The organism is Zavarzinia aquatilis (genome assembly GCF_003173035.1).
GTDB classification, from domain to species: Bacteria; Pseudomonadota; Alphaproteobacteria; order Zavarziniales; family Zavarziniaceae; genus Zavarzinia; species Zavarzinia aquatilis.
The window spans coordinates 520188-537715 of record NZ_QGLE01000001.1; the positions used below are offsets into that span (position 1 = coordinate 520188).

The window sequence follows — 17528 nt, forward strand, 5'->3', positions numbered from 1 at the left end:
TGCCTGTCGCAGCTTCGGGCGGGGAATCGGTCATGCGCTTTCTGATCACGGGTACGGCGGGCTTCATCGGCTTCCATCTGGCCCAGCGTCTGCTGGCCGATGGGCACGACGTCTTCGGCCTCGACGGCATGACGCCCTATTACGACCTGCGCCTGAAGGAAGCGCGGAACGCGGTCCTCGCCGAATCGCCCCGCTATCGCTTCGAGACGATGATGCTGGAGGAGGGCGGGCGCCTGCTCGACTATGCCCGCGAAGCCGCGCCAGACGTGATCTTCCATTTCGCCGCCCAGGCGGGGGTGCGCTACAGCCTCGAGAACCCGCGGGCCTATGTCGACAGCAACCTGGTCGGCACCTTCAACGTGATGGAAGCGGCGCGCGAGCTGAAGCCGCGCCATTTCATCATGGCCTCGACCAGTTCCGCCTATGGCGGCAACCGCGAGATGCCGTTCCGCGAGACCCATCTGACCGATCATCCGCTGACGCTCTACGCCGCGACCAAGAAGGCGACGGAGCTGATGGCGCATTCCTATGCCCATCTGTGGCAGATCCCGACGACGGCCCTGCGCTTCTTCACCGTCTACGGCCCCTGGGGCCGGCCGGACATGGCGCTGTTCAAATTCGTCGACGGCATTCTGAACGACCGTCCCATCGACATTTACGGTGAAGGCCGCATGTCGCGCGACTTCACTTATGTCGGCGATCTGGTCGAGGCCATGGTCCGCCTCGTGCCCTGCATCCCGCCCGCCGACGGGACCGTGGTCAGCGACGACGATTCCCTCAGTCCGGTGGCGCCGTTCCGGGTCGTCAACGTCGGTGGCGGCCAGCCGGTGCCGCTGATGGATTTCGTCGAGGCGATCGAGACGGCGGTGGGCAAACCGGCCATTCGCAACATGCTGCCGATGCAGAAGGGCGACGTCACCGACACGTTCGCCGCCGCCGATCTGCTGCTCGCCCTGACCGGCTACAAGCCCGCGACCCCGGTCGCGGAAGGCGTCGCGGCCTTCGTTTCCTGGTATCGCCGGTACAGGGGCAACCAGTAACGGCTTTTCCAATCCGCCACACTTTGCTAGAGGGACGCGGTCCCGAAACTCTCGCGCAGGAATATCGCCATGGCCCGTCGTCCCTTCGTTGCCGGCAACTGGAAGATGAACGGGCTGATCGCCTCGCTGACCGAGCTTGAAGCCATCGCCGGCAAGGCGGGCGCGGTTGCCGACGCCATCGACGTCGCGATCTGTCCGCCCGCCACGCTGGTCGCGCCCGCGGTCGCGCAGGTTGCCGGCTCGGTCCTGAAGATCGGCGGGCAGGATTGCCATGCCAAGGCGAGCGGCGCCCATACCGGCGACATTTCGGCCGAGAGCCTGAAGGATATCGGCGCGACCTGCGTCATCGTCGGCCATAGCGAGCGCCGCACCGATCACGCCGAAAGCGATGCGACGGTTCATGCCAAGGCGCAGGCGGCCTGGCGCGCCGGGCTGATCGCCATCATCTGCGTCGGCGAGACCGAGGCGGAGCGGGACGACGGCCGCACCCTCGACGTCATCGGCCGTCAGCTCTCGGGCTCGGTGCCGGATGCGGCGACCGCCGCCAACACGGTCGTCGCCTACGAGCCGGTCTGGGCCATCGGCACCGGCCGCACCCCGACCAACGAGGAAATCGTCGAGGTCCATGGTTTCATGCGGAAGGCACTGGCCGCCCGCCTTGGCGCCGCGGTCGCGGGCGGCATCCGCCTGCTCTACGGCGGCTCGGTGAAGCCGTCGAATGCCGATGTCATCCTGAAACTGGCGGATGTCGATGGCGCGCTGGTGGGCGGCGCCAGCCTGAAAGCCGGCGATTTCCTGCCGATCATCGACGCGGCGCGCTGATCGCCGGTCACGCCATGAGCGCCGCGCAGGGGAGCGCGGCGCCGCGGAACTGGCATTGACCGTCGCAAACGTGTAAGAGACCGGCTCAACGACGGGCGCTTTGCCGTCCGACCTTCATCCTATCGGAACCGACATGGCCTATCTGCTTGTCCTGCACCTCATTTTGGCCGTCGCCCTGATCGGCGTCGTTCTCGTCCAGAAGTCCGAGGGCGGCGCGCTCGGCATCGGCGGCAGCGGCGGCGGCTTCATGTCGGCCCGGGGCGCGGCCAACTTCCTGACGCGGGCGACGGCGATCCTGGCTGGCCTCTTCATGCTGACCTCGCTCGGCCTCAGCCTGATGGCGTCGGGTCACAGCAGCGGCTCTTCGATCGTCGATCAGATCCAGCAGCAGCAGGCACCGACCCTGGTGCCCAGCGACGTGCCGGCGGCGCCTGCCGCGCCGGCCCCGGCGGCGGGCGATTCGGCCCCCGCACCCGCAGCGACCCCGGACGCCGTTCCCCCGGCCCCGGCTAACTGACGGAAACCCTTGGTGCAACGCGCCGTCGTTGAGTAGCGACGGCGCCATTTGGTATGCTGTACGCCCATGGCGCGGTTCATCTTCATCACCGGCGGCGTGGTTTCCTCGCTCGGCAAAGGTCTGGCCTCGGCGGCACTCGGTGCCCTGCTGCAGTCCAGGGGTTTTTCCGTTCGCTTGAGGAAACTCGACCCCTACCTCAATGTCGATCCGGGGACCATGAGCCCCTATCAGCATGGCGAGGTCTATGTGACCGACGACGGGGCGGAAACCGACCTCGATCTCGGCCATTATGAGCGCTTCACCGGCGTTCCCTCCCGGCGGTCCGACAATGTGACCACCGGGCGCATCTATCAGACCATCCTGACCAAGGAGCGGCGCGGCGATTATCTGGGCGGCACCGTCCAGGTGATTCCCCATGTCACCGACGCGATCAAGGAATTCGTCCTCGCCGACACGGACGACACGGATTTCGTCCTGGTCGAGGTTGGCGGCACGGTCGGCGACATCGAGAGCCTGCCGTTCCTTGAGGCGATCCGTCAGCTCGGCAACGATCTGCCGCCGCAGCACGCGGTCTATGTGCACCTGACCCTGGTGCCCTACATCCCGTCCGCGGGCGAGCTGAAGACCAAGCCGACCCAGCATTCGGTGAAGGAGCTGCGCTCGATCGGCATTCAGCCGAACATCATCCTGTGCCGCTGCGACCGGGAAGTGCCGGAGAGCGAGCGCAGGAAGATCGCGCTGTTCTGCAACGTCCGGCCCGAGAACGTCATCCAGGCGCTCGACGTCGGTTCGATCTACGAAGTGCCAATCTCCTATCACGCCGAGAAGTTCGACGACCGCATCCTCGACGCCTTCGGCCTGACCGCGCCGGCGCCGTCGCTGGCCCGCTGGCAGGAAATTCACCGCCGCTGGACCCAGCCCGAGGGCGAGGTGACCATCGCCATCGTCGGCAAATACACGGGGCTCAAGGACGCCTACAAGTCGCTGGCCGAAGCCCTCTATCACGGGGGCATCGCCAACAACGTGAAGGTCAATCTCGAGTGGATCGAGTCCGAGACCTTCGAGAAGGAAGACGCGGTCGCCCATCTCGAGGAGGTGGACGGTATCCTGGTGCCCGGCGGCTTCGGCTATCGCGGGGTCGAGGGCAAGATCGCGGCGGCCAATTTCGCCCGCAATCACAAGGTGCCCTATTTCGGCATCTGCTTCGGGATGCAGATCGCGGTGATCGAGGCGGCGCGCAATCTCGCCGGCTTCAGCCATGCCTCGTCGACCGAATTCGGTCCCTGCGACGAGGCGGTGGTCGGCCTGATGACCGAATGGGTGCGCGGCAACGAGAAGGAAACCCGCACGGCGGAGGGCGACCTCGGCGGCACCATGCGCCTCGGCGCCTATGACGCGGTGCTGAAGCCCGGCTCGCACGCGGCGGAGATTTACGGCACGACGCAGATCAGCGAGCGCCACCGTCACCGCTACGAAGTGAACATCAACTACGTGCCGAAGCTCGAACAGCACGGACTGCTGTTCTCGGGCCTGTCGCCCAATGGCCAGTTGCCCGAGATCGTCGAGATCCCGGATCATCCCTGGTTCGTCGGCGTGCAGTTCCATCCCGAGCTGAAATCGAAGCCCTTCGATCCGCATCCGCTGTTCGCCAGCTTCATCAAGGCCGCACTCGACCAGTCCCGTCTGGTCTGACAACTCAGGAGAAGGCAGATGACCGCGCCGCGCCATGTTGCCGTTGGCAACCTCACCATCGGCAACGATCTGCCTTTCACCCTGATCGCCGGGCCCTGCGCCATGGAAGGGCGCGAGCACGCCCTCGAGATGGCGGCGGCGCTGAAGGAGATCACCGGTCGCCTCGGCATCGGGCTGATCTACAAGTCGAGCTTCGACAAGGCCAACCGCACTTCGGTCAAGTCGAACCGTGGCATCGGCCTCGATACCGCGCTGTCGATCTTCGCCGAGGTGAAGGAAAGCTTCGGCCTTCCCGTGATCACCGACGTCCATCTGCCCGACCAATGCGCGCCGGTCGCGGAAGTGGTCGACGTGCTGCAGATCCCGGCCTTCCTCTGCCGGCAGACCGATCTCCTGATCGCCGCGGGCGAGACGGGCAAGGCGGTCAACGTGAAGAAGGGCCAGTTCCTGGCGCCGTGGGACATGAAGAATGTCGCCGCCAAGATCGAATCGACCGGCAATCCGAACACGATGCTGTGCGAGCGGGGCGCCTCCTTCGGCTACAACACGCTGGTCTCCGACATGCGCTCGCTGCCGATCATGGCCGAGACCGGGCACCCGGTGATCTTCGACGCTACCCATTCGGTGCAGCAGCCGGGCGGGCAGGGCACCACCTCGGGCGGCGACCGCCGCTTCGTGCCGACGCTGGCCCGGGCCGCCATCGCGGTCGGCGTCGCCGGCGTCTTCATGGAAACCCACGAGAATCCGGACAGCGCGCCTTCCGACGGCCCCAACATGGTGCCGCTCGACAAGATCGAGGGCATCCTGGCCGGTCTCGTCGACCTGGACCGCCTGACCAAGGCCTATAACGCAAAACAGCAAGCCTGATTTCGAGGACCATCAAGATGACCGGCATTGTCGATATCCACGCCCGCGAGATTCTGGACAGCCGCGGCAACCCGACCGTCGAAGTGGACGTGGTGCTCGAATCCGGCGCCTTCGGCCGCGCCGCCGTGCCCTCGGGCGCCTCGACGGGCGCCCATGAGGCGAACGAGAAGCGCGACGGCGGCAGCCGTTACATGGGCAAGGGCGTGCAGCAGGCGGTCGAAGCCGTGAACGGCGAGATTTTCGATGCCCTCGCCGGTCAGGACGCGGAAGACCAGCTGTCGCTCGACGCGCAGATGATCGAGCTGGACGGCACCCCGAACAAGGCCCGCCTCGGCGCCAATGCGATCCTCGGCGTTTCCATGGCGATCGCCAAGGCGGCGGCGGAAGAGCAGGGCGTGCCGCTGTACCGCTATATCGGCGGCCCGACCGCCCGCGTGCTGCCGGTGCCGATGATGAACATCGTCAATGGCGGCGCCCATGCCGACAATCCGATCGACATCCAGGAATTCATGATCCAGCCGGTGGCCGCCGAGACCGTGGCCGACGCCGTGCGTATGGGCGCCGAAATCTTCCACCGCCTGAAGGCCGAGCTGAAGACCGCTGGTTTCTCGACCAACGTCGGCGACGAGGGCGGCTTCGCCCCCAACCTGAACGGCACCGTCGCCGCCCTCGACTTCATCATGAAGGCGATCGAGAAGGCCGGTTACAAGCCGGGCGTGGACGTTACCCTGGCGCTCGACGCCGCCTCGACCGAATTCTTCAAGGGCGGCAAATACCACCTCGAAGGCGAGGGCAAGGTGCTGGAATCGGCCGCCCTGGTCGATTACTGGAAGGGCCTCGTCGAAGCCTATCCCATCGTCTCGATCGAGGACGGCATGGCCGAGGACGACTGGGCCGGCTGGAATCTGCTGACCGAGACCATCGGCAAGAAGGTCCAGCTCGTCGGCGACGATCTCTTCGTCACCAACCCGAAGCGCCTCGCGGACGGCATCAAGGCGGGCACCGCCAATGCGATCCTCGTCAAGGTGAACCAGATCGGCACCCTGTCCGAGACGCTGGAAGCGGTCGATATGGCGCATCGCGCCGGCTACAAGGCGGTGATGTCGCACCGCTCGGGCGAGACCGAGGATTCGACCATCGCCGACCTCGCCGTCGCCACCAACTGCGGCCAGATCAAGACCGGCTCGCTCGCCCGTTCGGACCGCACGGCGAAATACAACCAGCTGATCCGCATCGAGGAAGAGCTGGGCAACATCGCCCGCTACGCCGGCCGGTCGATCCTGAAGGCCTAAGCCTCCCGATCCGAAAGCAGCCCGCCCCGGTCGACCGGGGCGGGCTTTTTTGTGCTTTACGCCACGCGCTCGCGCGCCGTCTCCAATGCGGCCGCCTCGTCTTTCGCGGGCCGCAGGCAGCGATAGGCGATGAGGGCGGGCACGATCATGGCGCCGAGCACGCCGACATAGAACAGGAAGAAGGCGATCTGGTTGGTCATCGGGCCGCCGAACTGCAGGCCCCGGCTGTTGGGGAACAGCGGGTCGATGGCCGAGGCAATGACGATGGTCCAGGCGATCACGATCATGCCATAGGCGATGCGCTTGCGGGCCTTGAAGGCGAAGGGCAGCAGCGGCAGCACCACCGCCGTCAGCCACAGCAGGAGGCCGTTGGCGATGCCTTCCATATGGGCCATGCGCCAGGCGTCATAGGTGCCGGGCATCTTGTAGTCGATCTCGCCGGGGATCGGCCACAGGGCGATCTTGCCCATCAGGAAGAACAGAAAGCCGAAGCCGATGACACCCGCCGTGAACAGCAGCAGCGCGCCATGTCCGATCAGAACCCTTTGCAGCCTCGAAAGCTCTGGTGACGTCGCCAATTCTTTTCTCCTTGTCATTGTTCAGGCGAAGCGCGCGGGGATTTCCGGGTCGCGCGTGTCGAGCAGCGGAATGTGGTTCTCGGGCAGGCCGGCATAGGCATCGGCCCATTGCCGGACCCAGTCCGGATCGGTGACGCGGCTGGGGTGATGGCCCGGCAGCATGGAGCCGACGAGCACCTTGCCGACATTCCACAGCATGTCCGCCGCCCGGCGCCAGACTCGCAGCCGGCTGCGCGGATTGCGCCAGCGGCCGTCCCTCTCCAGCATCAGGATATAGGCCTTGCGGCTGTATTTGATGACATGAAGGCTGCCGCAGAACACGCCCCAGACGCGGGGCCAATAGTCGCCGAAGACGGCCTGATAAAGATCGAAGGCCGCCGTCTTGTGCTCGGTCTCCTCGACCATGTGCCACAGGACGAGCGAGGTCACCGAAGGATCGGCATCGGCGAAGAAGGCGCGCCGGTTGCCGATCAGCCATTCGGTCAAGCCGACGGTCATGGTCTCGAAGCCGGCGGAATAGGCGAGACGCCAGCGCAGGGACTTCTTCTGGAAGCGTATGTAGTCGGCCTCCATCTCGTCCTCGACCGCGGCCAGATCGGCATAGCCCCGGGCCTTGAGCATCTCGTTGTAGCGGCGATGGTTCTGGAAGTGCTGGCCTTCCTGACCGATGAAGCCGCGCGCGTCTTCCTTCAGGCCCGGATCGTCGACGAGGGCCATGGCCTCGCGCATGGTGCGGATCAGGAAAGGCTCGAGATAGGGCATGGTCAGGGATGCCCCGTTGACCATATGGCTCCATTCCGGCTGTGCCGGGTTCCAGATCGGCTCGATCCCTTCGTCGAAGGCGAAGGGTATCTTGCGGACGATGATGCCGTGAGGCGTCGTCGCCTCGCGCTGTCCGGCGGCTCGTGCGGTCATGGCTCGACCTCTCCTCCCTGATTGTTTTTCTTTGTCACGGCGCCTTAGACGCCCGCCACCCTGCGAATAATCACGGTTATGAAAAGACTGGGGCAGCCCCCCATGCGGGTGGCGGGCCGGACAATGGCCTCCGGGCGCCTTTTCCGGCGCGAGATCCCGGCCTTCGCCGGGATGACGCTTTCATTTAAAGTCGTCGCTCCGGCGCAGGCCGGAGCCTTGTGACGAGGGGGCGCTGATGGGCCGGCAGGGTCTATATGCTCGCGACGCGCAAGGACGGTGTGCTTTATGTCGGCACGACGAATGATCTGGTTCGCCGCATCCATGAGCACCGCACCCATGCGGCTCCCGGCTTCACCAGTACCTAAAACGTCGACAAGCTGGTCTGGTTTGAGCGCCACGAGACCATGCAGCTGGCGATCGAGCGTGAGAAGCGCCTTAAATCGTGGCGTCGCGCCTGGAAAATCCGCCTGATCGAGACAGAAAATCCGGATTGGCGCGATCTGTGGCCCGATATCCTGAAATGAGCCTTGTCCGGCGCGTCATCCCGGCCTTCGCCGGGATGACGCCTTATGTTTATCGTCGTCGATCCGGCGCAGGCCGGAGCCTTGTGACGAGGTGTGCTGGCCGCTAGGCCGCCGCTGGCACCACGCCCAGCCAGGCGGCGAGGTCGCTCAGCGCCCGGGCGGACATGGCGGCCTTGCGGTCGCCCTTCTTCGTCCGGGTTTCCATGGGCGGGAACAGGCCGAAGTTGACGTTCATCGGCTGGAAGGTCTTTTCGTCCGCGCCGCCGGTGACATGGTTCAGCAGGGCGCCCAGCGCCGTGGTCGGCGGGGGCGGGGCGGGCAATTCGCCGAGCGCCTGCGCCGCGGCGAAGCGGCCGGCGATCAGGCCCATGGCCGCGCTTTCGACATAGCCTTCAACCCCGGTGACCTGGCCGGCGAAGCGCAGGTCCGGCCGTGCCTTCAGACGCAAGTTGCCGTCGAGCAGGCGCGGGCTGTTGATGAAGGTGTTGCGGTGCAAGCCGCCGAGCCGGGCGAAAGAGGCATTCTCGAGACCGGGAATGCTGCGGAAGATGCGGGTCTGTTCGCCGTGCTTCAGCTTGGTCTGGAAACCGACCATGTTGTAGAGCGTACCGAGGGCATTGTCCTGGCGCAGCTGAACGACGGCGAAGGGGCGCCGGTTGTTATGCGGATCGGTCAGGCCGACCGGCTTCATCGGACCGAAGGACAGGGTGTCCGGCCCGCGTTCCGCCATCACTTCGATCGGCAGGCAGCCCTCGAAATAGGGCGTGTTCTTTTCCCATTCCTTGAAATCGGTCTTCTCGCCCGCCAGCAGCGCCTCGATGAAGGCGTAATACTGCTCGCGGTCCATGGCGCAGTTGATGTAATCGGCGCCGTCGCCCTTGTCGTAACGCGACTGATACCAGGCGCGCGACATGTCGATCGAATCCTTGTGCACGATGGGGGCGATCGCGTCGAAGAAGGACAGGGATTCTTCGCCGGTGAAGGCGCGGATCGCCTCGGCGAGCGCGGGCGAGGTCAGCGGCCCGGTGGCAAGGATCGTGTTGCCCCAGTCGGCGGGCGGCAGCTCGGGCACTTCCTCGCGCAGGACAGTGACGAGGGGGGAGGCGGTCAGGGCGGCGGTGACGGCGGCCGAGAAGCCTTCGCGGTCGACGGCGAGGGCGCCGCCCGCCGGCACCTTGTGGGCATCGGCGGCGCGCAGGATCAGGCTGCCGGCGCGGCGCATCTCCTCATGCAGGAGGCCGACCGCGTTCGAGACCGGATCGTCCGAGCGGAAGGAATTGGAGCAGACAAGCTCGGCGAAGCCGTCGGTCGCATGGGCGTCGGTCGGCTTTACCGGGCGCATCTCGTGCAGGATGACGGGGACGCCGCGGCTGACGATCTGCCAGGCGGCTTCGCTGCCGGCGAGGCCGCCGCCGACGACGTGAACGGGAAGGGGCAATCTATCGGTCATGATGCCCCTTCCTATAGCCTTGTCCGGGCCTCCCGTCAGCCCCAGATGGGCGGCTTGCGACCGGCCCAGGGCAAGGCGCGTTCGAGATCGGCGCCGAGGCCGATCAGCGTGTCCTCGGCGCCGAAGCGGCCGACGATCTGCACGCCGACCGGCAGGCCATCCGCGCTCTGGTGCAGGGGCAGGCTGATCGCCGGCTGGCCGGTGAAGTTGAACACCGGCGTGTTCACATAGTCGCCCGCCTTGGTCAGGGTGCCGACGTAATCGGGCGAGGTCACGTCGAAGAAGCCGATCTTCTCCGGCGGCCGGGTCAGGGTGGTGGTCAGCAGGACGTCGATACCCTCGAAGAACTGGGCGATGAAACGGCTGATCCGCTGCAGCATGACCTGGGCGATGACATAGTCGGCGGCCGTGGTCTTGCTGGCCGCTTCGACGAGGGCGAGGGTCATGGGCTCCAGCGTGTCCGGTCCCGCCATCTTGCCGCCCATCAGCGCGGCGCCCTGGGCAAGCGCGGCCATGCCGGCGGTCCACAGGGTCATGAAGGCATGGGTGACCATGTCGGCGGGCGCGGCGGGCATCCCCTCGTCGAGGTGATGGCCCATGCCCTCGAGGGTCTTCGCCGTCTTGTCGATGGCGGCGACGCATTCCGGGTGCAGCGGATTGCCCATGAAGTCGGTCCTGGCGACGGCGATGCGCAAGGGCCGCTTCACGCCTTCCAGCGCCTCGGCGAAGGGCCGGGCCGGCGGCGGCGCCCAATAGGGATCGCCGATATCGGGCCCCGCCGTGGCGTCGAGCGCATAAGCGGTGTCACGCATCGAGCGGCTGACCACATGGTCGCAGACAAGGCCGCCGAGGGCATCGCCGAGGTCCGGGCCGAGCGGGTTGCGCGCCCGCGTCGGCTTCAAGCCGACGAGACCGCAGGCCGAGGCGGGAATGCGGATCGAGCCGCCGCCGTCATTGGCATGGGCGAGGGGGACGCAGCCCGAAGCGACCATGGCGGCGGAGCCGCCGGACGAGCCGCCGGTGGAATGATCCGTGTTCCAGGGGTTGCGGGCGGGGCCGTAGAACAGCGATTCCGTCGTCGGCAGGATGCCGAATTCGGGTGCGTTGGTCTTGGCCAGGATGTTGAAGCCCGCCTTCTTGTAGCGGGTGGTCAGTTCGCTGTCGTGATCGTCCGCGACATCGGCGAACAGGCGCGAGGCCTGACGGGTGGAAAGGCCGACGCAGAGCGCGTTGATGTCCTTGAGCAGGAAGGGCACGCCGGCGAAGGGGCCCTTGGGCAGGCCGTCCCCGGCGGCCTTGCGGGCCATGTCATAGGCCTTCTGCACCACGCCGTTCAGGGCCGGGTTGTGCTTTTCGATGAGGCCGATGGCAATTTCGAGCAATTCGGTCGGCTTGACCTCGCCCTTGTTGACCAGCTGGCCGAGGCCGATGCCGTCCTGCGCCAGATATTCGGAGACCTGCATTTCCGTCCCTCCCCGTTATGATTGTGACGGAGTGTCATGTTTCTGAGCGGGAAGGCAAGGGCCGTCGTGAGACAATTTCACGACGGCCCCCAAGGTGTCAGCGGACAGGCATCAATAGGTGAAGGTCAGGCCGATGTTGAAGGAACGGCCTTCGCCTTCGAGCGCGCCGATGGTGCCGCCCTCGCGCTTGAAAGTGGCGAAATCGACGCCGGCCAGCGGATCGTACCAGCGCTGGTCGAAGAGATTGTCGATCCCGGCGTCGAGCCGGACACCCGGCCACTGATAGGCGGTCTTCAGGTTGACGAGGGCGTAGCCCGAGGTTTCCTGTTCGCGGCGGACATCGTTCACATCGGTCTTGGTGGCCGAGGCGACGAGTTCGATGCCGTTGCTCCAGTCGTCCAGCCGGTGTTCGAGGCCAAGGCGGACATGGAGCGGGGCGATGCGATAGAGATCGTCGTCCGTGTCGCGGTTCTCGCCCCGGACGAAGCCCGCCGCCGCGGAGAGGTCGAGGTCGCCGAAGGACGCCCCCCGCGCGAGGGCGAGGCTGCCCGAGACATCGACGCCATAGAGCAGGGCATCGTGATTGGCGAACTTCAGGATGACGAACTGGTTGCCCGGCCCGAAACGCCGGCCGGTATCGTCCGCGTCGATGAAATCCTCGACGTAAGAGACATAGGGCGTGACCTTGAGGCGCCAGACACCGCCGCCCTGCCAGTCGCCGGTGGCCGAGAGCGTATGGGCGACCTCGGGGTCGAGGTCGATATTGCCGATATAGCCATTGGCATCGCCGAACCAGTTGTTCATGGCCGCCGCCATGTTGCCCTCGCCCCAGGAATAGCGCTCGTACAGACTGGGGGAGCGGGTCTTGCGGGCATAGCCAAAGCTGTAGGTCGCGCCCGGGCCGGCCTCGTAGGAGGCGACGGCGGTCAGGTCGAAATTGACATCGGTGCGCGAACGGTCACGGGCGTTGAAGGCCTTGGCGGCGGCGATGTCGGCGGCCTGCATCATGCCGGTCCAGGCATAGGGCCGGACCTCGCCCGTATCCATCAGGACGATATCGTTGCGCAGGCCGATCTGGCTGCTCCATGCCGAAGTCCAGCGGGCATTCCATTCGATGAAACTACCGATGCGGGTGCGGCTGCCGCCGTTGATATTCTCGTAGGTGTCCGGCCCCATCATCATGGAACCCGCGACCGGCGGCCACCAGTCGTCCAGGGTAAGGTCATGCAGTTCGGTGCCGAATTTCAGCGTGTCGGCCTCACCCACCGGCACTTCGGCGGTCAGGTTGTAGCCAAGGTCGGTCGCCCGCGTGTTCATGGGCATGGCGCCGCCCTTGTCCTCGAGCATGTCCATTTCGTGCTCGACATGGCGCCAGTAGGCGCGGGCATCGACGTTGCCCCAGGCGAAGGTGCCTTCGTAACGGCCGTTCAGGTACTGGCTCTCGTTATCGGTCAGATCCATGCGCTGGTTCGGGAAGGCCTCGTAGGGCGTGTATTGCAGGCCGCCCCGCAGGGTGAGCTGATCGCCGCCCCGGCGCAGCGCCAGGGTCAGATTGTGATCGTAATTCTCGGATTCCGTCGCATAGACGGTGCGGTTGTTGCCGCCCCCCTCGTAGTCGAGGGTGCGCGACCACGAGCCGGCATAGGCCATGCTGAAATCGGACGTCGCCACCGTGGTATCGCCCGAGACCGACAATCCGTCGCCATTGCTGCGATAGGCGGTGGTCAGGCGGGCAGCGGTCAGCACCTGTTCCGCCTCGGCCGCGAAACGGGGCGCGAGCGGCTCGACGACGATGCTTCCGCCGATACTGTCACCGCCGAGGCTGACCGGGGACAGGCCGGCATAGACGTCGATGCTGCCGACGCGGCCGGGGTCGATATAGGACAGGGGCGGGTTCATGTGATTGGGGCAGGCCGAGGTCACGGTCATGCCGTCGACCGTCACGCGCACCCGGTCGTCGGCGAGGCCGTGGATCGCCGGCAGGCTGGAGATGGCGCCGCCGGTCGCGAGCGAAATGCCCGGCAACTTCAGCAGGAGACTGGCGGCATCGGGACGGGCGGTCGCCGTGTCGGCGAGATCCTCGGCGCCAAGGCCGGTGGCGAAGGGCTCGGGCGAGGCGGTCACGGTGACCGTGGGCAGGGCGGTCGCCTCTTCGGCGAGGGCGGGCAGGGGAGACAGCGCGGCAAGCAGCGCCGCCGCGGCGCAGCCGCAGGACAGGGCGTGAGTCATGATTTCCAATTCCGGATCTGGACAGGCAGGGGCCTTGCGGCCGGTGGCTGGGGTCAGATCAGGTTTGGCGGTCCGCGCGGCTGGACACCGACGGCATGAGCGAAGACTCGCGCCTCGAGCGGGGACGTCTGCCAGGCCGCAACGCCCGTCACGGCGGGCAGGACGAGGGGCGGGACCGACGGCGCGAGGAAATGGCCGGTGACGGCAAGGGTCAGGCAGATCTGGCACGGCAGGCCATGGCCGGAGCCATTGTCGCCCTTGTCGGACGGGGCCTCGCCCGGGCGGCACAGGTCCGACAGCGCCAGCACCAGGCTCTCGGCCGTGGTGATTCGCATCGCCGGCATGGGCGACAAGGGCGCGAAAACCTGCAGCAGCAGGGCGAACAGGGCCATGAACGCCAGTCGCTGGCGCCTGAATCTGCCCCCGATGCCCTCAACAACCTGCACGTCGCCCGCCCTTCTTGCTAAAAGGGGGAGTAGGCCCTGCGCCCGGCCGTCTCAATGAGACAGAAGCGCGCAGGCACGAGGCAGGCACATCATGGCACGAACGAGAAGCACGACGGCATCCGCGACGAAAGATGCCGAGACCCTGCCGGACGCGGGGGCGCCGCGCCGACGCCCGGTGCAGGCGCGCGGGCGAAAAAGGGTCGAGACCATCCTGTCGGCGGCCGAGGGATTGATCCGTGAAAAGGGCGTCGACGCCCTGAAGATGAGCGAGATCGCCAGCGCGGCCGAAGTGCCCATCGGCTCGATCTATCAGTTCTTCGCCGACCGGGGGGCGATCCTGCGGGCGCTGGCCGAGCGCTACATGGAAAAGAACTGCCGGCTGATGGAAACGACCCTGCGCAACATCCGGACGATCGAGGATGCCCGGCAGAAACTCTGGCTGGCCATCGACCAGTCGATCCAGGTCACGCTGGCCGATCCCGCCTTTCGCGACGTCTGGTTCGGCCTGCTCGCCGACCGCGACCTGCAGAAGCTGAACCATGCGGCCGCCCGACGTTCGGCGGTGATCATCGTCGGCGCGCTTAAGCCGCTGTTTCCGCATCTGTCCAGCGAGCGGCTGATGCTGGCGGCCGAAACCATGGTCCATATGTCGGAAGGGTTGGTCCGCTCCGTCAGCCTCGAGGATGCGAGCATCGGTCAGGCCATGATCGGCGAGTTCAAGCATCTCGTCGCGCTCTACCTGCGCGACCTCGCCACCGGAACCTGAGGGCGCCGACGGGTTGTTGACAGTATCGGCACATTCATGTCATTTATACTGACATGAATGTGCCGACGAAAACCTATGACTCCCCGCTCCGCCGCCGCCAGCAGGCGGCGACGCGGGATGCCATCCTCGAAGCCACCGGCCTCCTCGTCGAGGCGGAGGGACTGGATGCCCTGTCCTATGCCGCCATCGCGGCCAAGGCCGGCGTGCAGGAGCGGACGGTTTACCGCCACTTCCCGACCAAGGGCGAGTTGCTGGAAGCCTTCTGGCGCTGGGTGAACGGGCAGGCGGGCATCGCCGGCTTTCCGACCAGCGAAGCCGAATTGCTGCGCCTGCCGCCCGAGGTCTATGCCCGTTTCGACGAACGGGCCGGCATGATGGCCGCCCTGGTGTTTTCCGAAGCCGGGCGAAAATTCCGCCTGCGGGTGAACGCCGAACGGCAGGATGCCTATCGCGACATTCTTGCCGCCCGAACCGAAGGCCTGCCGCCCGAAGCAGCCAATCGTCTGCGCGCCATCGTCCAGTTGCTTTACAGCGCAACGGCCTGGGCGACCCTGCGCGACCATTGGGGCCTCGACGGACGCGCCTCGGGCGAGACAGTCAGCTGGGCCATCCGCTGTCTGCTTGACGCCACGGCCCGGGGCGATCTGCCGATATCGCCGCCATCCGCCACCGACATTTCCGGAAAGTGAACCGCGCCATGTTGTTCCACGCCTCCATTCCCGCCCGCGATCCGGCCAAGGTCGCCGCCGTGCTGGCCGACATCTGGCAGGGCGAGGCCATGCCCTTTCCGCCGGTGCCCGGTGCCCATGTCGTCTTTGCCGGCGACGGGCGGGCGACCACGCTGGAAATCTATCCGCACGACCGGACGCTGGTGCCGTCCGATGCTGGCGTCGCCATCGGGACCGCGGCGCCTGTCGCGGGCGCCGTGGGGGACCATGTCGCCATCGCTTCGCCCCGGTCCGTCACCGAGATCGAGGCCATCGCCGGCAAGGCCGGCTGGCGCGTCCAGCTGGCCACGCGTGGCGGCATCTTCGATGTCGTGGAGCTCTGGCTGGAGGATCGCTATCTGGTCGAAGTGCTGACCCCTGACATGCAGGCAGCCTATATCGACCGTGTCACGCCGGGAAACTGGCGGGCCATGCTGTCCGCGCCGCTTCTGGCCCCGGGCGGGGTACTGCCGGGCTGACAGGCCCGGCGCGGAGCCTCTGGACAGGGCGTTCTAGAATCTCTATTCTAAATGCCATCATGGTCAGATTAGCTCAATTCTCCGCCGACTGCTTCGTCAGCGCGGCCATCGCCCTCGTCGCTGAAGCCGGTCCTTCGGCGGCCTCGATTCCGGCCATCGCCCGCCGGGTGGGCGCGCCCACCGGCTCGCTCTATCACCGCTTTCCGTCCAAGGCGGCCGTGCTCGCCGCCGCCTGGGCCGAGGTGCATGGCGATTTCACCGCGGCCCTGGTGCCGCCCCTGTTCGAGGGGCGGGCGCGGGACGCCGCCATGACCCTCGTCGACTGGTCGCGGGCGCGGCCCCTGCGGGCGCGGTTCCTGCTGCTGAACGATTTCGGGGCGCTGGTCGACGGCGCGCCGGTGCCGGACGATCTGCGGGCAGAAATCGCCCGTCAGGAAGATGTGCTCGACCGCGCCTTCCTGTCGCTGGCCGGGGGCCATGCCTCCGCGGCCGAAGCGGCGGCGCTGCGCTTTCGCGTGTTCGACGCGCCGGTCGCCGCCCTGCGCCCCCATCTGATCGGCCGCGGGCCGATCCCCGAATTCGTCGACGATCTCGTCTCTGGCCTGTTCGACAATGGCCGGGACGCCCTGCAGGGACAGGCCGCATGACCATCCGCTATTCCGCCCAGACCGAGGGCGGCCGCAAGATCCCGCTGCATGACGGGGAAGGCTTCGAAGGGATGCGCAAGGCCGGCCGGCTGGCTGCCGCCACCCTCGATTTCATCGCGCCCTATGTGAAGCCGGGGGTATCGACCGCCGCCCTCGACAAGCTGTGCGAAACCTATATGCGCGATCACGGCGGCATTCCGGGCACCATCGGCTACCACGGCTATCAGCACGCCAGCTGCATCTCGGTCAATCACGTCGTCACCCATGGCATCCCCTCCGACGACAAGATCCTGGTCGAGGGCGACATCCTGAACATCGACGTAACGCCCGTGCTGGACGGCTGGTTCGGCGATGCCAGCCGGATGTATGCGGCGGGCGACATGGGGGTGAAGGCGCGCCGCCTCGTCGACACGACGCTCGAATCCCTGCTCGCCGGGATCGCGGCGGTGAAGCCGGGCGCGACGCTCGGCGACGTCGGCCATGCGATCGAGCGGATCGCAAGGCGCGAGCGTTTCTCCATCGTCGAGGATTTCTGCGGCCATGGCGTCGGGCAGGTGTTTCACGACGCGCCCAACGTCCTGCACTACGGCCGGCCGGGCGAGGGCATCGTGCTCGAGCCCGGCATGATCTTCACCATCGAGCCGATGCTGAACGCCGGCCGGCCCGACGTGAAAATCCTGTCCGACGGCTGGACCGCGGTCACCCGGGACCGCTCCCTCTCGGCCCAGTTCGAGCATTCGGTGGGCGTCACCGAAACGGGCGTGGAGATTTTCACCCCCTGGCCCGAACCGGCGGCCCTGCGCGCCGCGATCTGATCAGGCGGTCTTCCGGCCGCAGCCCTCGGCCTTGAAGACACGGACCGTCGAGGCCGGGGAGCGGGCGAGGGCGGCGGCCGGCCGCACCGGGCGCCGCACCAGTTCGCCCGAGCAATTGGGGCAGATGCCGCCGAGGACAGTCTCGGCGCAGTCGCGACAAAACGTGCATTCGAACGAGCATATCAGGGCATCCCGGCTGTCGGCGGGGAGGTCCTTGTCGCAGCATTCGCAACCGGGGCGCAGGTCAAGCATGGCGATTTCCGCTTATTAACGAACCGT

At 66.7% G+C, this 17528-nt stretch carries 20 protein-coding genes; 13 read left to right on the plus strand and 7 right to left on the minus strand.

Going from position 1 to position 17528, the window contains the following annotated elements; translation table 11 throughout:
• Nucleotides 1–32: 32 nt before the first annotated feature.
• The 6 genes from DKG74_RS02520 to eno all read left to right on the plus strand — a co-directional run bounded on the left by DKG74_RS02520 (nucleotide 33) and on the right by eno (nucleotide 6230).
• The gene (locus DKG74_RS02520) at nucleotides 33–1040 is read left to right on the plus strand and encodes an NAD-dependent epimerase/dehydratase family protein (protein WP_109902239.1); all 1008 of its coding nucleotides are present in this window, start codon (nucleotides 33–35) and stop codon (nucleotides 1038–1040) included.
• A 69-nt stretch (nucleotides 1041–1109) separates the two neighbouring features.
• Nucleotides 1110–1862: a triose-phosphate isomerase gene (gene tpiA, locus DKG74_RS02525; protein ID WP_109902241.1), complete on the plus strand. Its 753-nt coding sequence runs from the start codon at nucleotides 1110–1112 to the stop codon at nucleotides 1860–1862.
• A 133-nt stretch (nucleotides 1863–1995) separates the two neighbouring features.
• On the plus strand, nucleotides 1996–2379 hold the full coding sequence (gene secG / locus DKG74_RS02530; RefSeq protein ID WP_109902243.1) for a preprotein translocase subunit SecG: 384 nt from the start codon (nucleotides 1996–1998) through the stop codon (nucleotides 2377–2379).
• A gap of 66 nt (nucleotides 2380–2445) precedes the next feature.
• Nucleotides 2446–4071, plus strand: coding sequence for a CTP synthase (locus DKG74_RS02535; protein ID WP_109902245.1), 1626 nt, complete (start codon nucleotides 2446–2448; stop codon nucleotides 4069–4071).
• A gap of 18 nt (nucleotides 4072–4089) precedes the next feature.
• Nucleotides 4090–4938 carry a 3-deoxy-8-phosphooctulonate synthase gene (gene kdsA, locus DKG74_RS02540; protein ID WP_109902247.1) on the plus strand — a complete coding sequence of 283 codons (849 nt, stop codon included), beginning with the start codon at nucleotides 4090–4092 and terminating at the stop codon, nucleotides 4936–4938.
• Between the two features lie 17 nt (nucleotides 4939–4955).
• Entirely contained in the window at nucleotides 4956–6230 is a 1275-nt protein-coding gene (gene eno / locus DKG74_RS02545) for a phosphopyruvate hydratase (protein WP_109902249.1), read from the plus strand.
• Between the two features lie 56 nt (nucleotides 6231–6286).
• On the opposite strand, the gene DKG74_RS02550 is transcribed toward eno, so the two are convergent.
• Both DKG74_RS02550 and DKG74_RS02555 read right to left on the minus strand, forming a co-directional pair.
• Nucleotides 6287–6808, minus strand: coding sequence for a styrene oxide isomerase (locus tag DKG74_RS02550; protein WP_109902251.1), 522 nt, complete (start codon nucleotides 6806–6808; stop codon nucleotides 6287–6289).
• A gap of 21 nt (nucleotides 6809–6829) precedes the next feature.
• Complete coding sequence (locus tag DKG74_RS02555; protein ID WP_109902253.1) at nucleotides 6830–7723, minus strand: metal-dependent hydrolase; 894 nt, start codon at nucleotides 7721–7723, stop codon at nucleotides 6830–6832.
• Nucleotides 7724–7977: 254 nt separating this feature from the next.
• Here DKG74_RS02555 and DKG74_RS22475 point away from each other — a divergent pair, with 254 nt between their 5' ends.
• Both DKG74_RS22475 and DKG74_RS22540 read left to right on the plus strand, forming a co-directional pair.
• Nucleotides 7978–8088, plus strand: a complete 111-nt coding sequence (locus DKG74_RS22475) for a GIY-YIG nuclease family protein (protein WP_243403998.1) — start codon at nucleotides 7978–7980, stop codon at nucleotides 8086–8088.
• A 39-nt stretch (nucleotides 8089–8127) separates the two neighbouring features.
• Nucleotides 8128–8247 (plus strand): GIY-YIG nuclease family protein, encoded by a 120-nt coding sequence (locus tag DKG74_RS22540; RefSeq protein WP_481111766.1) that lies wholly within the window; start codon nucleotides 8128–8130, stop codon nucleotides 8245–8247.
• Between the two features lie 103 nt (nucleotides 8248–8350).
• Here the strand turns inward: DKG74_RS22540 and trmFO are convergent, their stop codons facing one another.
• From trmFO to DKG74_RS02580, 4 genes are all read right to left on the minus strand, one after another.
• Nucleotides 8351–9697: a methylenetetrahydrofolate--tRNA-(uracil(54)-C(5))-methyltransferase (FADH(2)-oxidizing) TrmFO gene (gene trmFO / locus DKG74_RS02565; RefSeq protein WP_109902255.1), complete on the minus strand. Its 1347-nt coding sequence runs from the start codon at nucleotides 9695–9697 to the stop codon at nucleotides 8351–8353.
• A gap of 35 nt (nucleotides 9698–9732) precedes the next feature.
• Nucleotides 9733–11160 carry an amidase gene (locus DKG74_RS02570; RefSeq protein WP_109902257.1) on the minus strand — a complete coding sequence of 476 codons (1428 nt, stop codon included), beginning with the start codon at nucleotides 11158–11160 and terminating at the stop codon, nucleotides 9733–9735.
• A 111-nt stretch (nucleotides 11161–11271) separates the two neighbouring features.
• Nucleotides 11272–13389, minus strand: coding sequence for a TonB-dependent receptor (locus DKG74_RS02575; protein WP_133251475.1), 2118 nt, complete (start codon nucleotides 13387–13389; stop codon nucleotides 11272–11274).
• Nucleotides 13390–13442: 53 nt separating this feature from the next.
• Nucleotides 13443–13781, minus strand: coding sequence for a DUF2946 family protein (locus DKG74_RS02580; protein WP_109902261.1), 339 nt, complete (start codon nucleotides 13779–13781; stop codon nucleotides 13443–13445).
• 145 nt (nucleotides 13782–13926) lie between these two features.
• Here DKG74_RS02580 and DKG74_RS02585 point away from each other — a divergent pair, with 145 nt between their 5' ends.
• The 5 genes from DKG74_RS02585 to map are packed head-to-tail and all read left to right on the plus strand — an operon-like array spanning nucleotide 13927 to nucleotide 17249.
• The gene (locus DKG74_RS02585) at nucleotides 13927–14601 is read left to right on the plus strand and encodes a TetR/AcrR family transcriptional regulator (protein ID WP_109902263.1); all 675 of its coding nucleotides are present in this window, start codon (nucleotides 13927–13929) and stop codon (nucleotides 14599–14601) included.
• A gap of 59 nt (nucleotides 14602–14660) precedes the next feature.
• On the plus strand, nucleotides 14661–15290 hold the full coding sequence (locus DKG74_RS02590) for a TetR/AcrR family transcriptional regulator (RefSeq protein ID WP_165837491.1): 630 nt from the start codon (nucleotides 14661–14663) through the stop codon (nucleotides 15288–15290).
• Nucleotides 15291–15298: 8 nt separating this feature from the next.
• Nucleotides 15299–15787 (plus strand): hypothetical protein, encoded by a 489-nt coding sequence (locus DKG74_RS02595; protein ID WP_109902267.1) that lies wholly within the window; start codon nucleotides 15299–15301, stop codon nucleotides 15785–15787.
• Between the two features lie 59 nt (nucleotides 15788–15846).
• A complete protein-coding gene (locus DKG74_RS02600; RefSeq protein WP_109902269.1) occupies nucleotides 15847–16434 on the plus strand; it encodes a TetR/AcrR family transcriptional regulator in 588 nt (195 codons plus the stop codon).
• Entirely contained in the window at nucleotides 16431–17249 is an 819-nt protein-coding gene (gene map, locus DKG74_RS02605) for a type I methionyl aminopeptidase (RefSeq protein ID WP_109902271.1), read from the plus strand. Before DKG74_RS02600 ends, map begins: the two co-directional genes overlap by 4 nt.
• Here map and DKG74_RS02610 read toward each other — a convergent pair whose 3' ends face one another.
• Entirely contained in the window at nucleotides 17250–17501 is a 252-nt protein-coding gene (locus DKG74_RS02610) for a DUF1272 domain-containing protein (RefSeq protein ID WP_109902273.1), read from the minus strand.
• Between the last annotated feature and the right edge of the window lie 27 nt (nucleotides 17502–17528).